Genomic DNA, 18,516 nt, shown 5'->3' with positions numbered 1-18,516 from the left:
GGCTGGGCGGCGTCCTTTCCCTTTGCCGGGTTGCTGCGCTCGATGCGCCTGCTGGCCTGAGTCTATGCCCGGGCCGGGGTGCCCGCGAGAGTTTCCCCACAAAGTTCTAGACATCAAACGTCAAACGTCTAACGTTAAGGGATGGCGACCACTTCCTCAGCACCCCCGACCACTGCCACACACCCTGCCAAGCCGCGCACCGCCGTCGTCGCCGGTGTTGTTGCCCTGGTGCTCATCGGCCTGAACCTGAGGGCCGGGATCACCGGCGCATCGGCCCTGCTGCACGATTTGCAGCAGGTTCTGGGCTACGGGCCGCTGGTCGCCTCGCTCATCCCTTCCATCCCGACGCTGTGCTTCGCCGTGGCCGGAGCGGCGACATCGTGGCTGACCGGGAAGCTCGGCGTCGAGAAGGCCATCCTGCTCTCGCTCGGCATGCTGGCAGCCGGGCTGCTGGTCCGGGGCATTCCCACCACCGGCATGCTGGTGATTGGCACGGTGGTGGGGATGTCCGGCTTGGCCGTCTGCAACGTGTCCATGCCGTCCTTCATCCGGGAGCACTTCGCCGCGCGCACCTCGCTCATGACGGCCGTCTACACGGTGACCATGACCAGCGGCGCCACCGTCATGGCTGTACTCGTGGTTCCGCTGTCGCAGCTGCTGGGGTCGCCGTCGGCCGGGCTGGGCACCATCGGGATCCTCGCCCTGTCCGCATTCCTGGGCTTCCTGCCCGTGACGCTGCACGCCCACCGCAACACCGTCCGGAGGGCGGCCGGACACGTCTCACCGTGGCCGCTGCTGCGCACCAAGACCGGGCTGCTGCTCACCGGAATCTTTACCCTGCAGGCACTGCTCGCCTATGCGCTGCTCAGCTGGTTCCCGTACATGCTCACCACCATGGGCCTCAGCCCGGCGGACAGCGCCCTCATGTTCGGGGTGATGCAGCTGGTCTCGGTCCCTGCCGGCATGATGCTGATCGCCATCGGTTCCCGCCCGCGGATGCTGCGTCCCGCCGTCTACCTGGCCACCCTGACCATGACGGCCGGCGTTGCCACGCTTCTTTTCCTTCCCGTCTCACTGGCCGTCATCCCGGCGGTACTGCTGGGCTTCGGCCTAGGCATCTTCCCCCTGGTGATGGTGATCATCAGCCGCAGCGGCCGGAACACCGCAGAGACCACGGCCCTGTCCACGCTGGCGCAGTCCACCGGGTACCTCCTGGCCACCGTGGGGCCGTTCGGCATGGGCCTGCTGCACAGTGCGACAGGCAGCTGGACGCTGCCGCTGGCCCTGCTCCTGGTCATTGCCCTGGTGCAGATCGTCGTGGCGCACCTGCTCAGCAGCGGCCGGGCTGCGGGAGTGAGCATGACCGGCACGGGCACGGCCGGAACCAGCGCCACCGGAATGGAAGAATAGGACGCCATGACCCTCAGCACGTCGCACCGCCAGCCGCTGGCGGACGAAGTCACCGCCAAACTGCGCGGGATGATCCAGACCGGCGAGTGGCCGCTGCAGCAGCGCATACCCTCGGAGACCGAGCTCATGTCCGGCCTGGGCGTGTCCCGCGGGACGCTCCGCGAAGCGGTCAAGGCATTGGCCCACAGCGGCATGCTCGAGGTCCGCCGCGGCGACGGGACCTACGTCCGCGCCACCAGCGAAATCTCCGGAGCCGCCCGCCGACTCTACAAGGAACACACAAACGAGCACATCCTGGAGGTCCGCGTGGGGCTGGACACGCAGGCTGCCCGCCTCGCCGCCCGGCATGCAACGGCCGACGACGTCGCCGCCATGCGCGCACTGCTCACCGAACGTGACACTGCCTGGAACGCCGAAGACTACGCAGGCTGGGCGCGCGCGGACTGGGGCTTCCACGAGCGGCTGGCGCAGGCGTCCGGCAACCCCCTCCTGCACGAGCTGTATGTCAGCTTCGGCGACGTGTTCCACGCCGACCTGCTCAAGCAGCACCTGCGCCCCGGCTTCAACGGCCTGCCGGACGCGGGCCATGGCGAGCTCGTGGATGCCGTCGAAGCACGTGACGGCGACGCCGCCGTGGCCAGCGTGCACCGGAACCTCAACTCGTGCTCGGAGTGGCTGCAGGAGTAACGGGCTTACGCCCGGCCGCCGTCGTCCGTTGTTGGCCGATGAGCCGGGCCACGGCTCGAATGGCGGGTGAAACATGGTAAGCACACTTACTAACGTTACGGTACCCCGTAATATCAACGGTTCTGTGCGTAAAATCAAGGCCATGGGATCATCAGGAACACTCTTCGGCTGGGCATTCGGCGACTCCGAGCGCGAGGACGACCAGGCTTATGTAGACGGGCTGAAGGGCGAGGCGCTGGCGAACGCAACGCAGGCCGCCAAGAGCAAGGGCTTCGACGTCGACGCCGGCTCGGAAGTATTCACCGTCCTCAGCGCGGGCGACGCGCTCGTCGACATCGAGACTGCACCCGACGATCTCGTGGTGCGTTGCACGGTAAGACTCGTGGGTGAGGGCTCTGAGCGCATCCACGCGGAAGGGCCGATGAACGGCTAACCGCAGGTCGGCTGCACGCAGCGCGGCGCAAAGCCGGGTAAAACGCAGGACGGCAAGGCGGGAACGGCGAACCGGAGGGCATGACGGACAACGACTCAACGATCAGCGAGGCGGCCGACGCCGCGGAGGCTGCATCGAACACCAAGGCGCTCGACGTCGTCGCGCGTTCCGGTTTCGCTGTCATGGCCCTGCTGCACATCATCGTGGGCGCCATCGCGATTGCCCTGGCCTTCGGGCATCCCGGCGAGGCCGAGCCCACCGGCGCCATCGAACAGCTGGCAGCCAATCCCTGGGGCCCGGCACTCATGTGGGCCGGCATGGTCGGCTGTGCGGGCCTCTCGCTCTGGCAGCTGAGTGAGGCGACCCTCCGGGCCCGCCATCTGCCCCGGGGGGAACGGATCGGGAAGCTGATCTCCTCCGGCTTCCTCACGATTGCGTACGGCAGCGTCGGGCTCAGTTTCGGCGGCTTTGCGGTGGGGCTTCGCGGTGACTCCGGCGAGTCCACGAGGGACGTCAGCGCGGCCCTGCTCACCAATCCCCTGGGCGGAGTCATCCTCGGCGCCCTGGGCCTCACCGTCATCGGCGTAGGCATCTACTTTGTGGTGAAGGGCCTCCGGCGCGGCTTCAAGGAGGAGCTCTTCCACTTTGACGGTACCCGCCGGGGCAAACTTATCGATTCCCTGGGTGTGACCGGGCACGTGGCCAAAGGCATCGCGTTGTTCCTCGCTGGCCTGCTCTTCACCATCGCTGCCGCCAAGCACACCCCCGACGAATCCACCGGCCTCGACGGCAGCCTGAAGGCCCTCCGCGACCACGAGTACGGGCCCTACCTGCTGTTTGCCATCGGTGCCGGCTTTATTTGCTACGGAATTTTCGCCCTGGTCCGGTCAAAGTTCGGCAGGATGTAGCCATGAACGCAGCCTCCCGGCGCCGGGGGCCCGCCGACGAAAGGAACACCATGTCAACCGTCACGCAGGTTTTCAATGCACCGGCATCGGCAGTCTGGCGAGTGATAGCGGACGGCTGGCTCTATTCCGGCTGGGTGGTGGGTGCCTCGCGAATCCGCGACGTGGATGCGCGCTGGCCGGAAGTCGGTGCCCTGCTTCACCACTCCGTGGGCGCCTGGCCGCTGCTCATCAACGATTCAACCAAGGTGACGGCGGCGGAACCGGAGCGCCGGCTGGAACTGATCGCGCGCGGCTGGCCGATCGGCGAGGCCAAGGTGATCCTGACCATCGAAGACCTCGGTGGGCAGTGCAGGGTCACGATGATCGAGGACGCTGTCCGCGGCCCGGGCCTGGCCGTTCCCAAGGTCCTGCGGGATCCGCTCATCACGGTGCGCAACCGCGAAACCCTGCAGCGACTCGAGCTCATGGCCGCCGGGGGTGCTGGAGCTTAGCGACCGGAGATTAAAACACCGTGGGCCCACACCCGCAGGGAAACCTGCGCGTGTGGGCCCACGTTGCATCAGCAGTTAGACGCTGGCGGCGATCCCGTCGCGGGAGATGGAAACCATGTCCTCACGCGGCACCACCTTGATGCGCTCACGCACAACCTCAACGCCGTGCGAGCCGCCGGCAGCGGTGGCCTCGGCGCCCAGGGCGAGCTCGTGGGCATCCAGTGCCAGCCAGCCTTCCCAGGTGGTGTACTCCACGCCGCGGCTTTCGAGCAGGTCGACGACTGCGCTGGCAGCGGGTGCCTCGGCAACCGGCAGGTTCTCCCGGTCTTCCAGCAGGAACGTCACAGTCTCGAGGGCATCGCCCTTCGTGTGGCCGATCAGGCCGACAGGTCCGCGCTTGATCCAGCCGGTGGCGTAGATGCCCGGGACGTGCTCGCCGGAGGCGTCCAGGACGCGGCCGCCGGCGTTCGGGACGACGCCCTTCTTGTGGTCAAACTCGATCTCCGGCAGGGCGGAGCCAAAGTAGCCGATGGCACGGTAGACGGCCTGGACCGGGTAGTCGACGTACTCGCCGGTGCCGCGGGCGTTGCCCGTGCCGTCCAGTTCGGTGCGTTCAAACTTCATGCCGCTGACGCGCCCGGGGTTCTCGGCGTCGTCGTAAATTTCCACCGGGCTGTGCAGGAAGTGCAGGTGCAGGCGGCGGGAGGCCTTGAGCTCGGAGACGTCCTCGGGCTGCTCGGCGATCCAGTTGGTGAGCGTCCCGACCATGGTCTTGGTCTGGTTGTTGCTCTGGATCTGGCGGTCGGATTCCTCGTCGAACTCGAAGTCCTCCGGGTACAGGATGATGTCCACGTCCTTGGAGTGGGACAGCTCGCGCAGTTCCAGCGGGGTGAACTTGACCTGGGCGGGGCCACGGCGGCCGAAGACGTGGACGTCGGTGACGGGCGAGTTCTTCAGGCCGGCGTAGACGTTGTCCGGGATCTCGGAAACCAGGAGATCGTCCGCGTGCTTGGAGAGGACGCGGGCCACGTCGAGGGCCACGTTGCCGTTGCCGATCACAGCGATTTCCGTGGCGTCCAGCGGCCATTCGCGGGACACGTCCGGGTGGCCGTCGTACCAGGACACGAAGTCCGCGCCGCCGTAGGAACCGTCCAGCTCGATGCCCGGGATGTTCAGGTCGGCGTCCTTGATGGCGCCGGTGGCGAAGATGACGGCGTCGTAGTGCGCGCGCAGGTCCTCGATGGAGATGTCCGTGCCGTAGTCGACGTTGCCGAAGAAGCGGATGTCGCCGCGGTCCAGGACCTTATGCAGGGCGTTGACGATGCCCTTGATGCGCGGGTGGTCCGGGGCCACACCGTAGCGGATCAGGCCGTAGGGTGCCGGGTAGCGGTCGAAGAGGTCGATGCTCACGGTCAGCTCGCCGCTCTTGACGGCCTCGCTCTTGGTGAGGATGTCCGCTGCGTAGACGCCGGCCGGGCCGGATCCGATAACGGCCACGCGCAACGGGCGGGCGGCGGTTCCTACGGTGGTGGTGGTTGACACGGCTGTGTTCCTTTTCTTCGGTCCCGCCCAACTGACTCGCATTTGTTGTCGTTTTGAGGGCTCATAACGACAACAACTGCCAGCTAGTTGGGACTCGGGGGCTAGGGGGTGAGAACGCGGGTGGTGCTGGTGCGGGGTCTGTTGGGGCTGGTGGTGCTGTAGTCGGCGGTTTTGAAGTGCGACGGCGCGAACGGGCTGACGCGGACAACGTCACCGATGACGATCACTGCAGGATTGGCGACGCCGGCGGCCTCGGCCTGGTCGGCGATGGTGCCGAGGGTGCCGATGGTGACGCGCTGGTCCGGCAGGTAGCCGTTTTCCACAATACCAACTGGCGTGTCACCGGGCAGGCCGGCGTTGCCGAGGGCGGCCGCGGATTCGCGCAGCTGGCCGACGCCCATGAGGAGCACAACGGTGTGGTCGGCGCGGGCCGGGACCTCGGACAGCTCCTCATGGCCGGTGACCACACTGAAACCCTTCGCCAGGCCGCGGTGCGTGACCGGGATGCCGGCGGCCGCCGGGACGGAGATCGCGGAGGTCACTCCGGAAACCACTTCCACCTCAACGCCGTGCTGGCGGCAGAATTCGGCTTCCTCGCCGCCGCGGCCCAGGACGTAGGGGTCGCCGCCCTTGAGGCGGACCACGCGGTGGCCCTGCAGCGCCTCTTCGACGAGGATCCGGTTGATTTCTGCCTGCGGCACGGGGTGGTGGCCGGGGGTCTTGCCGACCTCGATGACTCGGACGTCCGGCGCAAGTTCGTTGAGCAGTTCGCGGGGACCGAGGCGGTCGGCAACCACGACGTCGGCCTGGCCGAGCAGCCGGCGGCCGCGGACGGTGATGAGGCCGGTGTCGCCCGGGCCGCCGCCGACAAGGGCTACCGATCCCCGGTGGGCCCGGCGGCGGCGCAGCGGCAGGTCGCCGGACTCCAGGGCGGTGGCGACGGCGTCGCGCAGGGCCATGGCACGGCGCGGGTCTCCCCCGGCGTTGACGGCTATCTTGACGTCGTCCACGACGGCGACGGCGGGCGTCCAGGCGGCGGAGGACTCGTGATCGGAGGCGTTGACGCACCAGACACGCTGCGCCTCGGCGTCCGAAGCTACTCGGGTGTCCACGGCGGGATCGCCGGTGGCCGTCTGAACGAACCAGACGCCGTCGACGTCGTCGGACCGGTAAGTGCGGGGCTCCCAGGTGAGAAGGCCGGCGTCGGCGAGTTCGCGGAGCGCGGCGGTGGCTTCCGGGGCAACGACGGTGACGCGGGCACCGGCGTCGAGCAGGCCCTTCGCGCGGCGCGCAGCAACGCGTCCGCCGCCCACCACCAGCACGGGGCGGCCAAGGAGACGCAGCGCCGTGGGGTAAATGTCCTGAATTGCCATGAATCAACGGTAGGGCTGTGTTACGGGACCAACCAATGGCGCGGAAACACCAGTTCACGCAAGGTAACGCTGCGTCACATTGCGACAAAACCTTCGGGGCCGTCCGAAGCGAAATGCGTGGCCAAAAAAATGTCTGTGACCGGCTCTACAATAACTGGGATCGGGATCTCCGATCGGTCTCAACATGGGGGAAGGGGACACTTGTCTCTGCACGAAAATATCCGTACGCGGACGCGCCCTGGTCTTCTGACCAGGAGCATTGCCACAGCCGGCAGCATGGCCTTGCTTGCCGGACTCCTGATGGCTCCGGCAGCACAGGCGCTGCCGATGGAAACAGGCACTGTCACGGAGCCCGCACCGGCTCCGTCTGACCTGCCAACGGAAACACAGCCAGCAGCCGAAACCACTCCGACGGAAACAGTCCCTGCGGAAGTGACGCCCACAGAGGCGGCACCCACCCAAACTGCGCCCGCGGAAGTACCGCCTGCCGAGGTAACACCAGCGGAAACGGTGCCCACGGAAGTGGCACCGGCCGCCCCTGAAAACACCAGCCTTCCGGTTATTGAGGGGGACCCCGTCGTCGGCGGCACCCTCACGTCCACGGGCGGTCAGTGGAGCGACAACGCAGGCTGGATCCAGTACAGCTGGATCGTCGACGGCGTTGCCGTCCAGACCCAGGGTCATGCCGTCGGCGAGGCCGATGTCCTGAGCATCGTCCCGTCCATGGCCGGCAAGAGCGTCCAGCTCACCGTCGCGGCGTCGTCGGATGCCCAGTCTCCCGGAACCGAAGCGGCAGCCGCGGCTGTCACAGTACGCCCGGCCGCCTTCACCGGGGTTGTTTGGAGCAACGCCGTTGCCGGCAAGCCCGCCGTCGGCCAGCTGCTGTCTCTGAGCACTCCGCTGTGGGATAACTCTGCCAGCCAGGGAGCCCTGGCCTACCAGTGGTTCCGCGGTGCTTTGGCCATCGGATCGGCCACAACCTCGCGTTACACAGTCACGGCCGCCGATGTCGGACAGAAGCTGTGGGCCAAAGTGACCGTGTCCGCTCCTGGCTTCACCACGGTGGAACTGTCCTCGGCCCAGGTCACCGGAGTCTCCGCGACCTTCGTAACCGCACCCGTGCCCACCGTCAGCGGAACCGCCCGCGTGGGCCAGGTGCAGACGGCGAACGCAGGAACGTGGGCTCCCGGCGGTGCCGTGCTGTCCTACCAGTGGTACCGCGGAACGGCGGCCATCGCGGGCGCGGTCGGCCGCAGGTACACCACTTCCGCGGCCGACTACGGGAAGGCCCTCAAGGTGCGGGTGCGGGCAACCAAAGCCGGCTTCGTCACGGTTGACCGCTTCTCCGCCGCACGCACCATTGCGGCCGGGACCATTGTTGCCACAAAGCCCCTGACCGTGGTGGGAACCCACCGCTACGGCAACACCGTTAAGGTCTCGCAGGGCTGGCCGGCCGGCACCACAATCCGTTACCAGTGGTACAGGAACGGCGTAGCAGTCAAGGGCGGCACCGGGTACGCGCTGTACTTCAACCCGAGCTACATCGGCTCACGGGTGAACGTGAAGGTCACGGTTTCCAAGCCCGGCTATGCAACACGGTCTGTCTCCACCGGCGCAGTTACTGTCGGCAGGGCACTGATCAACCTGAAGACCGCGCCGAGGATTACCGGCGGGACTTCCCTGGGGTCTGTCCTCACGGCCAACGTCGGGACCTACTCCCCCGCGCCGTCGGCCTACGCGTACCAGTGGTACCGCAACGGTGCCGCCATCTCCGGCGCGCGCTACCGCACCTACCGCCTCACCGCCGCGGACAACGGCCGGTCCATCACGGTCCGCATATCCGCCAGCTTGATCTACTCGGACACCCGGGTCACGACGAGCCCGGCACTGAAGCTGCCGGTCTGGGCTGTGACGGTGCTTCGCGGCGACGGCACGTACCGGGTGGGAACACAGATCAAGCCGGGGTTGTACAAAGCGACGGGAACGGGCAGCGGCTGCTACTGGGAACGTCTTAAGGGCTTTGGCAACACTCTGAACGATATCAACGCGAACTACTACGGGTCCGCCCGGACTTACGTCCAGATCTTGCCCGGCGACGTCGGGTTCAGGTCCAGTGGCTGTGGCGCCTGGACCACCGTTCCGTCCACCGGGGCAAGGGCCACAAGCATCACCAAAGATGGAATCTACCGGGTAGGTATCGACATCCTGCCGGGGGACTATTACGGCTATGGCACCGGTGATTCCTGCTACATGGCGCTGTTGACCGGCTTCGGCGGAACCCTTAATGACATCTATGACAACTACTTCGGGTCCGCATGGATTGACGTAACCATCCCCTCTTGGGCGAAGGGCTTCGAAGTCCACGGCTGCGGGACACTGGCTCAGTAGTGGCAAAGATCCGCGGCTGACCTTCGGTTAGCAGAAAGCCCGACGGCGGGAGTCGCCGTCGGGCTTTCGGGTTCAGTCTGAGGTGCTAGCGGGTGCTGCCTGCGAGCAGGCCGCGGCGCTGGAGCAGGCGCTTCTCGATGGGCGCGAACACCAGCAGCTCGATCAGGATGCCGACGGCCAGGATCAGGAGGATCGCGGACATCACGATGGTCATGTCGGCGAGGTCGCGGCCCTGGTTCAGCATGGAGCCGAGGCCGAAGCCGATGGTACCGCCCACCGCAATGATTTCCGCGGCCATGAGCGAACGCCAGGAGAAGGCCCAGCCTTGCTTGAGTCCGCTGAGGTAGCCCGGAAGTGCTGCGGGAAGGATGATCTGCACGGCCATCTGCAGCCGCGAGGCGCCCAGGACGGTGCCCACGCTGCGGTACTGCGGCGGGATCTGGTCCACGCCGGAGATCAGGCCGTTGATGATCGACGGGATGGCGCCCATGAACACCACGAAGTACACCGTGGCGTCGGTGAGACCGAACCAGATGATGGCGGCCGGCACCCACGCAACAGACGGCAGAACCTGAAGGCCCGAAATCAGCGGACCGAACGCCCTGCGCAGCGGAGCCACCTGGGCCAGGAGCAGCCCGACCGGGGTGGCGATCGCGACACTGATCAGGAACCCCAGGAGGCCGCGCTGCAGCGACGTCCAGACGGCCTCCTGCAGCGATCCCTCGGCCCACAGCGTGCCGAACTGCTCCAGCACATCCATGGGGCCGGGCACCTGGTCGCGGCGCTTGATGCCCAGCGAGACGTAGAACTGCCAGATGATGATGAGCACCACGACGGCGGCGACCGGCAGCAGGACGCGGCTCCAGTCAACCCGGGCCTTGCGGACCGCGTCCGACTGCAGCGAGTCCAGCCCGGATTCCAGTTCGCGCAGGTCCGCCGAGCCCGTGGAGGACCGGGTCAGCGCGGCGTGGACCTTTGTGGATTCGTTGGTTGAGCCTGTCGAAACCTTGGTCTCGACGGCCTCGACCAGCGGGGACTCGGTCGTTCCGGGCGACTCGGCCACGGGAGATGGGTTACTTGGCATGGCGGCGGATCTCCTCTCGCAGCCGGGCGGTGATGACCCCGGTCAGCTGTCCGGCAAGACCGGCGTCGGTACGGTGTTCTTCGGTGACTTCCCATTCCTGCACCACGCGGCCGGGCCGGGAGGACAGCAGCAGGACGCGCTGACCCAGCCGGACGGCCTCGCGGACATTGTGGGTCACAAAGACGATGGTGCGTCCGGTTTCCTTCCAGATGCGCTCAAGTTCGTCGTGCAGCAGGTCGCGGGTGATGGCGTCCAGGGCCGCGAACGGCTCATCCATGAGGAGCAGCTGGCGGTCCTGCGCCAGCGAGCGGGCCAGGGCCACGCGCTGCCGCATGCCGCCGGACAGCTCGTGCGGGCGCCGGTCCGCAGCCTCGGCCAGGTGGACCAGGTCCAGCAGCTCCTCGGCCTTCACCCGCCGCTCGGCCTTGCCGAGCCCGCGCAGCTTCAGCGCCAGCTCCACGTTTTCACGGGCGGTGAGCCACGGGAACAGGGCGGAGTCCTGGAACATGAAGGCGGCGCCGTCGCTTGGCACCTCAAGGGCGCCCGACGTCGGGAGTTCCAGTCCCGCCATGATGTTCAGCAGGGTGGATTTGCCGCAGCCGGACGCACCGAGGAGGGCGACGAACTCGCCCTTGCCGATGGTGGCGTTGACGTCGTCCAGCACCGGGGCGCCTTCGCCGAAGCGTTTGCCCAGGTTTTCCAGTACGACTGGCATGGTCCCGTCCTTTGTTCGTGGTGCGTTAAATGCGGCGGTACAGATGCGGGCCGGACTAGTCCTGGCCCAGCCCTGCAGCTGTGGTTTTTTCCGTGGCCACTGCGTTCAGCGCCCGGAGGTCAAAGAGGCCGTTGAGGTCGGCCTGCTTCGTGGTGCCGGCGTTGACGCCGTCCTGCAGCAACTTCTTATACGTTCCGGCCAGCGGGTCCACCGTGAACACGATGTTCTTCAGCGAACGGTCGATGACGTTCTGCGCCAGTGCCTTGCCGGCATCCTGTTTGAGGGCAGCGTTGACGACGGCGGCCTTCTCGGCGGCCGGAGTATCGTTCAGCCATTTCACGGCCTCCACGTGGCCCTTGAGCAGGGCCTCCACGGTCTGCGGGTGCTCCGCGGCGAACTTCTTGTTGACGATCAGGATGGTGGTGGGGAACTCGCCGGGCTTGCCGGTCAGCGAACCGTCCCACAGGTCCTTCTCGTCCACCAGGACCTTCGCGCCGGCCTGAAGCACCAGGCGGGAAGCCCACGGCTCAGGCAGCCACGCGCCGTCGAGCTTGCCGTCCTGGAACAGCTTCAGCGTCTGGGCGTTCTCGGTGGGGTTGATCGCAACGTCCCCGCCGCCGTCGGTGTTGGTCTCGTAGCCCTGCTTGCCGAGCCAGGCGCGAAGCGCCACGTCCTGGGTGCCGCCGAGCTGCGGCGAGGCGAGGGTCTTGCCCTTGAGGTCAGCCGCGGTCTTGATCTCCGGCTTGACCACCAGCTGCGCGCCGCCGGACGCTGCTCCGGCGATGATGCTGATGGATTCGCCCTTGCTCTTGACGAACGAGTTGATGGCCGGGTTCGGGCCGATGTAGGTGGCATCGATTGCGCCGGCGTTCAGTGCCTCGATCGCGGCCGGACCGGCGTTGAACACCTGCGTGCTCAGCTTCGTGCCGCCGAGCTCCTTCGCGATGAAGCCCTGCTTCACCCCGACGAGCGCCGGGGCGTGGGTGATGTTCCCGAAGTAGCCCAGCTTCAGCTCGGCCGCGGGGGTACCCGCTGCGTCAGGGGCCGCCGAGGCATTGGAATCCCGGGCCACCGCCGACGCCACAATCGCTCCCACGCTGATCAGCAGGACGAGGCCGACGGCCAGCGCGACTTCCAGGGCGCGGCGGCGCTTGGGCGTCTGGCTTTCGCCGGCCACAATGCGGGTCATGCCCAGCCTGGAAGTACTCATGGATTCACCATAGGGACTGGCATAAACGGGGTTCAACGGAGCGGAAACCCGGGGTCACGCAGGTTCATGCAACGTCACATTCAGCCACAAAAATCCGCCTGCCCGCGGGCCCGTGAAATTTCGGGGCTAATCCCCCTTGACATTAACCAGCTGGCGCAGGCGGTGCCGCACCTTCACCAGATCGGCGGCGTCACGCATGACCTGGTCGATGGGCTTGTAGGCCGCCGGGATCTCGTCGATGAACGCCTCGGTGGCCCGGAACTCGATCCCGTGCATGGCCTCCTTCAGCTGGGCCAGCGAGAAGGCCTTGCGCGCAGCAGTACGCGAATACTCCCGGCCGGCACCGTGCGGCGAGGAGTTCAGGGAGGTGGTGTTGCCGAGTCCTTCGACGACGTAGGACGCCGTCCCCATGGACCCGGGAATCAGGCCGGGGTCGCCAACTTCCGCCTTGATGGCACCCTTGCGTGACACCCAGACCGACTTTCCGTAATGCGTTTCCTGCTGCGTGAAATTGTGGTGGCAGTTGATCCGCTCCGTCTCCTTGACCGGTCCGCCGACCCAGTCACTGAACTGCCGGATGACACGGTCCATCATCTCCTCGCGGTTCAGGAGGGCGAAGTGCTGGGCCCAGCGCAGCTCCTTGATGTATCGCGTGAACGCCGGGGTGCCCTCCTCCAGGTACGCGAGGTCCCGGTCCTCCAGGCTGATGTGCTTGTCGCGGGCCACTGCCTGCGCCACTTCAATGTGGCGCTGGGCTATTTTGTTGCCCACGCCGCGTGAGCCGGAATGCAGGAACAGCCACACGGCGTCGGTCTCGTCGGTGCAGACCTCGATGAAGTGGTTGCCGGAGCCCAGCGAGCCAAGCTGGAGGTCCCATTTCGCCACGTACTGCGCGGGGTTGAATCCGGCTTTCTCGGCCCGTCTGTGCAGTTCGGCGATGCGTGGCTCCGCCGTAGCCGTCACCCTGTGGTTGTTGTGGCCTGCGGACAGCGGGATGGCCCGCTCGATGCTCTCCCGCAGCGGCTTCCGGTCCCTCGGCAGCTCTTGGAGGGTGTACTGGGTCCGCACCGCGATCATGCCGCAGCCGATGTCCACCCCGACGGCGGCCGGAATGATCGCGCCGAGCGTCGGGATGACGGACCCCACCGTTGCGCCCTTGCCCAGGTGCGCGTCCGGCATCAGTGCCAGATGGGGGTAGATGAAGGGCAGGCGGGAGGTGGTCAGGGCCTGCTGACGGGTCTTGTCGTCCAGGATCGACGCCCAGTTGATGAGCCGGCTGGTGATGGTTTCCATGCTCGCCTCCCACTCTTGATAATGGTGGGCCGGGCGGAGTGCGACAAGGCCCGGAAACAGCGAAATCGCCGGAAGCGTGTGAAGTCGCCGCAATTTGCGGCGATCTCGCACGTTTCCGGCGACCTCAGGGCAATCAGATCGAGTAGCGCTCGTCCTCGTGGTCGCCCGGGTGGTCCTTGACCAGGCCGGCGGCGAGGGTGTTGCCGTCGAGCGGGTCGATCACCAGGAACGCGCCCGTGCGGCGGTGGTGCAGGTAGTTCTCCAGCGGCAGCGGGGCGGCGAGCCGGAGCTGCGCGTGCCCGATGTCGTTGAGCTCCAGGCTGGTGGCGCCTTCGAGGTTGAAGGTGGCCAGGTCCAGCTTGCCGTTGACGCTGCGGACCAGGGCCTGCACGGTGCGGGTGCCGTGCTTGACCAGCACCTTGGCGCCCTCGCGGAGCGGCTTCGGGGACAGCCAGCACAGCTGGGCGTACAGGTCTGCCGAGCTTTCGCGGACGGTGCCGGCGGCCGCGATGGTGTCACCGCGGGCGACGTCGAACTCGTGGGCCAGCCGGATTGCCACGGACTGCGGGGCTGTGGCTTCCTCCAGCGAGGCGCCGGCGAAGTCGATGCCGGTGACAGTGGTGGTGCGCGGGTCCTGGCCGGGGGTCAGCACGCTCACCTGGTCCCCCACCTTCACTGAGCCCTCGGTGATCTGCCCGGCGTAGGCTCGGTAGTCGCGGTATTCCTCGACATCCAGCCCGCCGGCAACGGCGTCAGGTGCAAGCGCGCCCTGCGGCCGGATCACCAGCTGCACGGGGAAGCGGAAGCTCTCCAGGTGGCTTTCGAGTTCGTCGGCGGCGGGCAGCGTCTCGAGCACCTCGAGCAGCGCCGGGCCGGTGTACCAGGGGGTGCGCTCCGAGCGCTCCACCACGTTGTCGCCGTCGAGCGCGGAAACCGGAACCACCAGCAGGTCGGCAATGCCGTCGGAGCCCAGGCCGAGCTCGCGGCCCACCTGCTGCACGTCGGCCTCGATCTCGCGGAACACGCTCTCGCTGAAGTCCACCAGGTCGATCTTGTTCACGGCCACGATCACGTGCGCCACGCGCAGCAGCTGCAGCACGGACAGGTGCCGGCGGGTCTGCTCCAGGACACCCTTGCGGGCGTCAATGAGTACGACGACGGCATCCGCGGTGGACGCGCCGGTCACCGTGTTCTTGGTGTACTGCACGTGCCCGGGGCAGTCCGCCAGGATGAAGCTGCGGCGGTCCGTGGCGAAGTAGCGGTAGGCGACGTCGATGGTGATGCCCTGCTCGCGCTCGGCGCGCAGGCCGTCGGTCAGCAGTGCCAGGTCGATACCGCCGGCCGCGCCGCCAAAACCGCGGTCAGCCGAGGTGCGGGCCACGGCGTCGAGCTGGTCGGCCAGGATCGCCTTGGAGTCGTGCAGGAGGCGGCCCACCAGGGTGGACTTCCCGTCGTCGACCGATCCGGCGGTGGCGAAGCGGAACAGCGAGGCGGACGCGAGGGGGGCCTCCTCAAGAAGGGCGGCCGCGCGGGCCGTATCGATTTCAGTGCTCATTTAGAAATAGCCATCCTTCTTGCGGTCTTCCATGGCGGCCTCGGAGATGCGGTCATCCGCACGGGTGGCGCCACGCTCGGTGATGGTGGAGGCGGCAACTTCGATGACGACGTCGCGCACCGTGGCGGCAGCCGATTCGACGGCGCCGGTGCAGGACATGTCGCCGACGGTCCGGTAGCGGACGGTCTTGGTGATCACTTCCTCGTGCGGCAGCGGCTGGGACACCTCGCCCACCGCGCGCCACATGCCGTCGCGGGCGAAGACGTCGCGGTCGTGGGCGTAGTACAGGCCCGGCAGCTCGATGTTTTCGCGCTCGATGTAGCGCCACACGTCCAGCTCGGTCCAGTTGCTGATGGGGAACGCACGCACGTGCTGCCCCACGGTGTGGCGGCCGTTGTACAGGTTCCACAGCTCGGGCCGCTGGTTGCGCGGGTCCCACTGGCCGAACTCGTCGCGCAGGCTCAGGATGCGCTCCTTGGCGCGGGCCTTGTCCTCGTCCCGGCGGCCGCCGCCGAAGACGGCGTCAAACTTGTTGGACTGGATGGCGTCCAGCAGCGGGACGGTCTGCAGCGGGTTGCGAGTGCCGTCGGCGCGCTCGGCGAGTTCGCCGCGGTCGATGAACTCCTGGACGGAGCCGACGACGAGCTTCAGTCCCAGCCGTTCGACGGTCCGGTCGCGGAAATCGATGACCTCGGGGAAGTTGTGGCCGGTGTCCACGTGCAGCACGGGGAAGGGGACCTTGCCCGGCCAGAACGCCTTGGTGGCCAGGTGCAGCATGACCACGGAGTCCTTGCCGCCGGAGAACAGCAGGGCCGGCTTCTCGAACTCGGCCACAACCTCGCGGATAATGTGGATCGCTTCGGATTCGAGGGTGTCCAGGCTGGAGAGGCGCGTTGAGGCAGCTGCGTCGGTCACCAGGGTGGTCTCCTCAGTTAGGAAAGTGCTCATACGTGTAGTCCGCATTCTGTCTTGTTGGTTCCTGCCCAGCGGCCGGCGCGGGGGTCCTCGCCGGCGGCTACCTTGCGGGTGCAGGGCTGGCATCCGATGGACGGGTAGCCCTGGGACAGGAGCGGGTTGACGGGCAGGAGGTTGTCGTCGGAGTACTGCACCAGCTGGTCGAACGTCCAGGCGGCCATCGGGTTGACCTTGACCAGGCCGTTGGCCTCGTCCCACGTCACCAGCGGAGTGTTGGTGCGGGTGGGGGCCTCGTCGCGGCGGACGCCAGTGAACCAGAGTTCGTAGCCGGAGAGCGTGCGGCGCAGCGGGGCCACCTTGCGGAGGGCGCAGCACTGGGCGGCATCGCGGGCGAACAGGTCCTTGCCCAGGAGCCGGTCCTGCTGCTCCACGGTGTTCTCGGGGAGCACGTCCACCACGTTGACGCGGAGGTTCGCGGCCACCTCGTCACGCGTGGCGTAGGTTTCCGGGAAGTGGTAGCCGGTCTCCAGGAACAGGACGTCGACGCCGGGAAGCTGGTCAGCGACCAGTGCCGGCAGGACGGCGTCTGCCATGGAGCAGGCGACGGCGACGGCGGGCATGTCGAAGTTGCGCTCGACCCAGGCGATGACGTCGCGGGCCGGGGCATCCCAGCCGAGCTCGGCGGCGCCAGCCTCGGCCAGGGCCTTCAGCTCGTCGTGGGAGCGCTGGGACTGAACCGGGATCACTGGAGTGCCTCCTCGTCAGCTGCGTGGGCCCACTCGGCGAAGGTCTGGCCCTCGGCGCGGTCGGCGACGAACTTGCGGACTACCCGTTCGACGTAGTCAGGCAGGTCCGCGACGTAGACCTTCAGGCCGCGGACGGTGCGTCCCAGGCCGGCCTCTTCACGGTCGGTGGAAGCCAGCCCGCCGCCCAGGTGGACCTGGAAACCCGGGGTGGGGTCGCCGTCGGGCGTGGGCAGCATCATGCCCTTGAGTCCGATGTCCGCGGTCTGGATGCGGGCGCAGGAGTTGGGGCAGCCGTTGATGTGCAGCGACAGGGCCTGCGGGAGCTGGCCGCTGTCTGTGAGGTCGGCCAGGCGGCGTTCCAGTTCGGCGACGGCCGTGGCAGCGGTGACCTTCGTTTCCACGATGGCCAGCTTGCAGTATTCGATGCCGGTGCAGGCGATGGTGCCGCGGCGGAACACGGACGGGCGGGCGGACAGGCCCAGGGCGTCGAGTTCGGCCACCAGCGGCTCCACCTCGTCCTTGGGCACGTCCAGCACCACGATCTTCTGGTGCGGGGTGGTGCGCAGGCGGTAGGAGCCGCGGGCCTCGAGGGTGTCCGCGAGCTTCACGAGCTGCGCGCCGGAGAGGCGGCCGGCAATCGGGGTGGCGCCGATGAAGAACTTTCCGTCCTTCTGCTCGTGCACGCCCACGTGGTCGCCCGGGGTGGACGGCTTGGGCGCGGCGGGACCGTCGGCCAGCTTGTAGCCGAGGTATTCGTCCTCGAGGACCTGGCGGAACTTCTCGGGACCCCAGTCGGCCATGAGGAACTTCAGGCGCGCCTTGGTGCGCATGCGGCGGTAGCCGTAGTCGCGGAAGATGCTGGTGACGCCGAGCCATACGTCGGCGGCCTGCTCGGGCGTGACGAAGGCGCCGAGGCGCTTGCCGAGCATCGGGTTGGTGGACAGTGCGCCGCCGGCCCAGAGGTCGTAGCCGATGCCGAGTTCCGGGTGCTTGACGCCGACGAGGGCGAAGTCGTTGATCTCGTGCACCACGTCCTGGCTGGGGTGGCCGGTGATGGCGGTCTTGTACTTGCGCGGCAGGTTGGACAGCAGCGGGTTGCCGATGAACCGCTCACCCAGCTCGGCGATGAGCGGGGTGGGGTCGATGATCTCGTCCTTGGCGATGCCGGCCACCGGGGAGCCGAGGATGACACGCGGAACGTCGCCGCAGGCCTCGGTGGTGGACAGGCCGTTGCTCTCGAGGCGGCGCCAGATCTCGGGGATGTCCTCCACGCGGATCCAGTGCAGCTGGATGTTCTGGCGGTCCGTGAGGTCGGCGGAGTCCCGCGCGAAGTCCACGGAGATCTGGCCGATGACGCGCAGCTGCTCGGTGGTCAGCGCGCCGCCGTCGATGCGGACGCGGAGCATGAAGTACTTGTCCTCGAGCTCGTGCGGCTCCAGCGTGGCGGTCTTGCCGCCGTCGATCCCGGGCTTGCGCTGGGTGTACAGGCCCCACCAGCGGAAGCGGCCGTGCAGGTCCTGGCCGGGAATGGCGTCGAAGCCTTCCTTGGCGTAGATGGACTCGATACGCTCGCGGACGTTGAGGCCGTCGTCTTCCTGCTTCCAGGTTTCGTTGGCGTTAAGCGGGGTGGTTCCGTCCACCTTCCACTGGCCGTGAGGCTTGGCGGCGGGTCGGGAGGCACGGGCGGGGCGCGCGGGCTTGTCCGTGGACGCTCCGGCTAGAGCTGTATCAGTCATGCATCGACTGTAGAGCCGCCCCGAAAAACG

The 18,516-nt window shown here is 67.4% G+C and carries 16 protein-coding genes; 6 read left to right on the top strand and 10 right to left on the bottom strand.

Annotation, left to right across the window (positions count from 1 at the left end; translation table 11 throughout):
* Positions 1–141: 141 nt before the first annotated feature.
* The 5 genes from ACFQ50_RS09980 (at position 142) to ACFQ50_RS09960 (ending at position 3,929) form a co-directional block, all read left to right on the top strand.
* On the top strand, positions 142–1,410 hold the full coding sequence (locus ACFQ50_RS09980; RefSeq protein ID WP_377995370.1) for a CynX/NimT family MFS transporter: 1,269 nt from the start codon (positions 142–144) through the stop codon (positions 1,408–1,410).
* Between the two features lie 6 nt (positions 1,411–1,416).
* Positions 1,417–2,097: a FadR/GntR family transcriptional regulator gene (locus ACFQ50_RS09975; RefSeq protein ID WP_377995369.1), complete on the top strand. Its 681-nt coding sequence runs from the start codon at positions 1,417–1,419 to the stop codon at positions 2,095–2,097.
* A 142-nt stretch (positions 2,098–2,239) separates the two neighbouring features.
* The gene (locus tag ACFQ50_RS09970; RefSeq protein WP_377995368.1) at positions 2,240–2,530 is read left to right on the top strand and encodes a hypothetical protein; all 291 of its coding nucleotides are present in this window, start codon (positions 2,240–2,242) and stop codon (positions 2,528–2,530) included.
* Between the two features lie 80 nt (positions 2,531–2,610).
* Positions 2,611–3,438 carry a DUF1206 domain-containing protein gene (locus ACFQ50_RS09965; protein WP_377995367.1) on the top strand — a complete coding sequence of 276 codons (828 nt, stop codon included), beginning with the start codon at positions 2,611–2,613 and terminating at the stop codon, positions 3,436–3,438.
* A gap of 50 nt (positions 3,439–3,488) precedes the next feature.
* Positions 3,489–3,929, top strand: a complete 441-nt coding sequence (locus tag ACFQ50_RS09960; RefSeq protein ID WP_377995366.1) for an SRPBCC family protein — start codon at positions 3,489–3,491, stop codon at positions 3,927–3,929.
* 75 nt (positions 3,930–4,004) lie between these two features.
* Here ACFQ50_RS09960 and ACFQ50_RS09955 read toward each other — a convergent pair whose 3' ends face one another.
* A complete protein-coding gene (locus ACFQ50_RS09955; protein WP_377995365.1) occupies positions 4,005–5,471 on the bottom strand; it encodes an FAD-dependent oxidoreductase in 1,467 nt (488 codons plus the stop codon).
* 101 nt (positions 5,472–5,572) lie between these two features.
* The gene (gene cobA / locus ACFQ50_RS09950; protein WP_377995364.1) at positions 5,573–6,844 is read right to left on the bottom strand and encodes a uroporphyrinogen-III C-methyltransferase; all 1,272 of its coding nucleotides are present in this window, start codon (positions 6,842–6,844) and stop codon (positions 5,573–5,575) included.
* A 276-nt stretch (positions 6,845–7,120) separates the two neighbouring features.
* Between cobA and ACFQ50_RS09945 the strand changes: the two genes are divergently transcribed.
* Positions 7,121–9,232 carry a hypothetical protein gene (locus tag ACFQ50_RS09945; RefSeq protein WP_377995363.1) on the top strand — a complete coding sequence of 704 codons (2,112 nt, stop codon included), beginning with the start codon at positions 7,121–7,123 and terminating at the stop codon, positions 9,230–9,232.
* Positions 9,233–9,317: 85 nt separating this feature from the next.
* On the opposite strand, the gene ACFQ50_RS09940 is transcribed toward ACFQ50_RS09945, so the two are convergent.
* The 8 genes from ACFQ50_RS09940 to ACFQ50_RS09905 all read right to left on the bottom strand — a co-directional run bounded on the left by ACFQ50_RS09940 (position 9,318) and on the right by ACFQ50_RS09905 (position 18,486).
* A complete protein-coding gene (locus ACFQ50_RS09940; RefSeq protein ID WP_377995362.1) occupies positions 9,318–10,316 on the bottom strand; it encodes an ABC transporter permease in 999 nt (332 codons plus the stop codon).
* Entirely contained in the window at positions 10,306–11,031 is a 726-nt protein-coding gene (locus tag ACFQ50_RS09935) for an ABC transporter ATP-binding protein (protein ID WP_377995361.1), read from the bottom strand. Before ACFQ50_RS09935 ends, ACFQ50_RS09940 begins: the two co-directional genes overlap by 11 nt.
* 55 nt (positions 11,032–11,086) lie before the next feature.
* Complete coding sequence (locus ACFQ50_RS09930) at positions 11,087–12,241, bottom strand: ABC transporter substrate-binding protein (protein ID WP_377995360.1); 1,155 nt, start codon at positions 12,239–12,241, stop codon at positions 11,087–11,089.
* A 126-nt stretch (positions 12,242–12,367) separates the two neighbouring features.
* Complete coding sequence (locus ACFQ50_RS09925) at positions 12,368–13,534, bottom strand: RtcB family protein (protein ID WP_377995359.1); 1,167 nt, start codon at positions 13,532–13,534, stop codon at positions 12,368–12,370.
* Positions 13,535–13,667: 133 nt separating this feature from the next.
* Complete coding sequence (locus ACFQ50_RS09920; protein WP_377995358.1) at positions 13,668–15,089, bottom strand: sulfate adenylyltransferase subunit 1; 1,422 nt, start codon at positions 15,087–15,089, stop codon at positions 13,668–13,670.
* Positions 15,090–16,037, bottom strand: coding sequence for a sulfate adenylyltransferase subunit CysD (gene cysD / locus ACFQ50_RS09915; RefSeq protein WP_377995357.1), 948 nt, complete (start codon positions 16,035–16,037; stop codon positions 15,090–15,092).
* Positions 16,034–16,750 carry a phosphoadenylyl-sulfate reductase gene (locus ACFQ50_RS09910; protein WP_377995356.1) on the bottom strand — a complete coding sequence of 239 codons (717 nt, stop codon included), beginning with the start codon at positions 16,748–16,750 and terminating at the stop codon, positions 16,034–16,036. The genes cysD and ACFQ50_RS09910 overlap by 4 nt, the downstream gene beginning before the upstream one ends.
* Positions 16,747–18,486, bottom strand: a complete 1,740-nt coding sequence (locus tag ACFQ50_RS09905; RefSeq protein WP_377995355.1) for a nitrite/sulfite reductase — start codon at positions 18,484–18,486, stop codon at positions 16,747–16,749. The genes ACFQ50_RS09910 and ACFQ50_RS09905 overlap by 4 nt, the downstream gene beginning before the upstream one ends.
* Positions 18,487–18,516 lie beyond the last annotated feature (30 nt).

The sequence above is a fragment of the Arthrobacter sp. NPDC056493 genome (genome assembly GCF_042795115.1).
Lineage (GTDB): Bacteria > Actinomycetota > Actinomycetes > Actinomycetales > Micrococcaceae > Arthrobacter.
This window is presented reverse-complemented; position numbering and strand designations above follow the sequence as displayed.